The following is a 3,574-nucleotide window of genomic DNA, read 5'->3' on the forward strand; positions in this document are numbered from 1 at the left end:
ACTGAATATAATAAGCGTTGGGACGAACATTCTGAAAGGAGATTATTGCATATGCTTGACCTGCTTGATAAAAAAAATATTAAATTTGCTTTATCAAATGTTACCCACTATAAAGAATGCAAAAATGAATTGTTGATAAATTGGAAAAAACAATATAAAAGCCATATTGTTGATAGTCATTATATCAATTATCATAATAACGGTAAAAAAAATATCAGAGAAGTTTTGATAACAAATTATTGAGAAAGGACATGGTTCAAAAAAGGGCAGAATACAAACCATTATTATTTACTACAACAATGAGAAATCCCGAACGTCTGAAGGCATTTCTTGTTGTTCTTATGGAATATAATGAGAAACTTTTGACAGATTCTGTTATAGAAAAGGTTGCTAAAAGTTTAATCCAAAAAGGATTATACAAACCTACGAAAGTTTCTGTCTCCGTTAAGAATAAATGGAACTCAGGGATAAAACTGAATAAGAAAGAAGTTGATAAAATTTTTACAGATAATCCTCAACAACATAAAGAAGCTAGTTTTGAAAAAGGCTGGGCATCGCGTTTTGATACTTGGTTTAAATTGGCAAAGGAACTTGGATTTGTGTGGTATTTTCCTAATGAAAAAATAAAATTTTCAGATAGCGGCAAAATATTGTTAGATTTTGCAAACCCTGAAAATGAACTATTTGTTTTTGCCAATGCTTTTGCTAAATATCAAAGGAATAATCCGTTTAGGGCAGTTGCGAATAAAAATACTCCATTGATTTTATTGATAAAAACTATAAATTTTCTTAATGAAAGAAAAGAAACAAACGGAATTTCAAGAAAAGAATTACCTTTGCTTTTGTGTTGGCAAGATGACAACGCAAAAAGTTTATCAGAAGCAATAATAAAAATCAGAGAAAAATATGGATATACTCCGAGTAACGAGATAATACTTTCTGCTTGCTATAAATTATTGAATGATACAATCAGAGATGATGAATCTATTCTTGTGGATTATCCCGACGATTTTATAAGAAAAATGCGTTTGACGGGTTTGTTTTCGTTAAGAGGGAATGGACGTTTTATAGATATAAACTCAAAAGAACAAGCAGTTACAGACTATGTTGAAAAAAATTATGATGTTAATAAAGATTTCGCTTCTGAAAAAGATTTCTTTAATTATATCGGCAGTGTTGATAAAAATTTATTAGATAAATTCTCGATTGCCAAAACTAAAGTAAAAACTACAAAAGACGAACTGCAAAAATGGGTAGAATATTATTCTTGGAATGCTCTTAAAGAAGAATTATTGAATTTAGCGAACAAAAAAACAACAAAAGACGAATTTTTAAGTGTTATAGAACAGCCTTTAAGATTAGAATTTTTAATTTCAATGGCCTTATTAAAGAAATTGCGCAATATTTCAGTAACTCCAAATTTTATTTCTGATGACGAAGGATTGCCTACAAGTTTTGCTTCTGGAGGCAACCCTGATATAGAATGTCTTGAGAATAACGACACAATACTCGTTGAAGTTACACTACTCACAGGAACACAACAACATATAAGAGAATCATTCTCAACGCGTAGGCATTTGGAGACGTTTATAAATAAAGGCATTAAAGCATATTCTGTTTTTATATCTCCACAAACTTTTATTGATACAAAGAGATACTTTAATTTTATAAAAAACGACGGCTTTGAAATCCGAACCTCAGAAATTTCCACTTTTGTTAATGCTCTTGAAAATTTTAAAACATTAAATGAAGTAACTTCTTTTGTTAATGCTCTTGAAAATTGTAAAATATTAAATGAAGTAACTTCTGCTTTTTAAAAAATAAGTCCGTTTAATATTTAAACGTGGATTCCCAATTACAGCGTTTGAGAATGACGAATTCACAAGGAATATGGAGCTTTGGTTTTAGATATAAAAGTGCCTGATATCTTTAAAGAAGCAATTAAAAATTTATTAGACTTTTGGAAATAAAAAAAATGAATGAGTCTTTTATAAAATCACCATTGAACTATATCTGCGGGAAGTATAAAATACTTTCTCAGATAGTACCTTTGTTTCTAAAAGATATAAATTGCTTTGTTGATTTGTTTGTAGGCGAAGCAAATGTAGGATTAAATGTTAAGGCTAAGAAGATAGTGTTAAATGACAATTTAACCTATGTAATAGACTTATATAGAAAATTACAAATAACCTCTCGGGAAAAGGTTTTAGAGTATATATATAACAGAATTGATAAGCATGCTCTATCTCTACAGATATATCAGTTTGAGGAAGGAATACAACAAGACAAAAAATCCGTTAGATTTATTTGTTCTAATTGCTTATTCTTTTAATCATCAGATAAGATTTAATAATAGCCACGAATTTAACAAACCCTTCGGTAAAGATAGAAGTTGTTATAATTCTTCCATAGAAAGTAATCTAAAATCTTTTATCAATAAATTGCAAAAGAGGGACATTGAGTTTATTCAACCAATTTTAAAAATTTTGATTTATCATTATTAAGCGATAATGATTTTGTATATTGCGACCCGCCATATCTAAAAGCATAAAAGACGACATAAATTGAAATTGAAGATTTTTAGAAACTAAATCAAAGAGATGATATTTGTCAAAACCTTAAGACACACATTCGCAAGCAAGCTAACAATACAAGGAGTAAGCATATATACAGCAAGTCAGCTTTTAGGACATTCAAATATAAAAACCACTATGATTTATGCTCATTTATCAAAGGAACATTTGATGGAATCAATAGACATTTTGGACTACAATATATGACGATAAGACTAATTATGAGTGAAAAGAAATAATGACAGTATTACACACGAAACTTTTTATGATAAAAACAAGATTGACAAAAACCTAAACACTCTTACTATTGAAAATTTGCTTAAAACAATTTCGGATTTAAAGCTCAACGCAGTTGTTAATTAAGATGTTAAAAGCATTGCTTTTTTTGTCCATAACGAGTCTAAATATCAACTGATAATAAATTTGCTAAAATATAGTAAGGGGATTTACTTTGCAGGATTTTAAGTGATAATTCCGTAAAATTATTAGAACATTGTATAGCAATCTTTTGCGGTTAGGCATTGGCGAGCTGTTTAGGAAATAAATAAAGACAAAGTAAAGAGCGCAAAATAGAGAATGAACGGCAACACCGCAGTTGAAGTAATTAGATGTCCTAATGTCAATAGGTAAAGAAGAGAGGGAAGAAGGAGAGAGTTATGAGAAAAATTTTGTTTATCGTTTTGTTTATGTATTTGGCTGTTATTTGTTTTGCATCCAAATCTATAGAAATAAAAGAATTGAAACTTATGCAATAAAAGACAAAAAATAATTTTACTTGCAAGTCGAATTTTGGTTTAATTGATTATGAAATTTTATAAGAGAATGCAGACAAGAAAAGTAAATATCGGAAACGTTACAATAGGAGGAGGTTCTCCTGTTGTAATTCAGTCCATGACAAATACAAATTCGAGTGATTGGAAAGCCACAGTAAAGCAGATAAAACAGCTCGAAGAAGCGGGCTGTGAAATTGTTCGAGTTTCTCTTCCTGATATGGAGTCAGC

At 29.5% G+C, this 3,574-nt stretch carries 4 protein-coding genes and 2 pseudogenes; all 6 read left to right on the top strand.

The window, feature by feature from the left end; translation table 11 throughout:
• Positions 1-243: pseudogene (locus LE180_RS05855) on the top strand (DNA adenine methylase); the annotation flags it as partial.
• 8 nt (positions 244-251) lie between these two features.
• A complete protein-coding gene (locus LE180_RS05860) occupies positions 252-1,817 on the top strand; it encodes an AlwI family type II restriction endonuclease (RefSeq protein ID WP_374134524.1) in 1,566 nt (521 codons plus the stop codon).
• Between the two features lie 143 nt (positions 1,818-1,960).
• Complete coding sequence (locus LE180_RS05865; protein WP_374134525.1) at positions 1,961-2,332, top strand: DNA adenine methylase; 372 nt, start codon at positions 1,961-1,963, stop codon at positions 2,330-2,332.
• Between the two features lie 147 nt (positions 2,333-2,479).
• A pseudogene (locus LE180_RS05870) lies at positions 2,480-2,551 on the top strand (hypothetical protein); the annotation flags it as partial.
• Between the two features lie 49 nt (positions 2,552-2,600).
• A complete protein-coding gene (locus tag LE180_RS05875; RefSeq protein WP_374134526.1) occupies positions 2,601-2,780 on the top strand; it encodes a tyrosine-type recombinase/integrase in 180 nt (59 codons plus the stop codon).
• Between the two features lie 597 nt (positions 2,781-3,377).
• Positions 3,378-3,574, top strand: a 197-nt coding sequence (locus tag LE180_RS05880; RefSeq protein WP_374134527.1) for a flavodoxin-dependent (E)-4-hydroxy-3-methylbut-2-enyl-diphosphate synthase, incomplete at its 3' end; no start/stop codon positions are given.

This window comes from Candidatus Endomicrobiellum pyrsonymphae, assembly GCF_020328025.1.
Classification (GTDB): domain Bacteria; phylum Elusimicrobiota; class Endomicrobiia; order Endomicrobiales; family Endomicrobiaceae; genus Endomicrobiellum; species Endomicrobiellum pyrsonymphae.

Excerpts from the sequence above, each read along its gene's own strand:
- LE180_RS05860 (WP_374134524.1), top strand. The coding sequence starts at position 252 with ATGGTTCAAAAAAGGGCAGAATACAAACCATTATTATTTACTACAACA.
- LE180_RS05875 (WP_374134526.1), top strand. The coding sequence starts at position 2,601 with ATGATATTTGTCAAAACCTTAAGACACACATTCGCAAGCAAGCTAACA.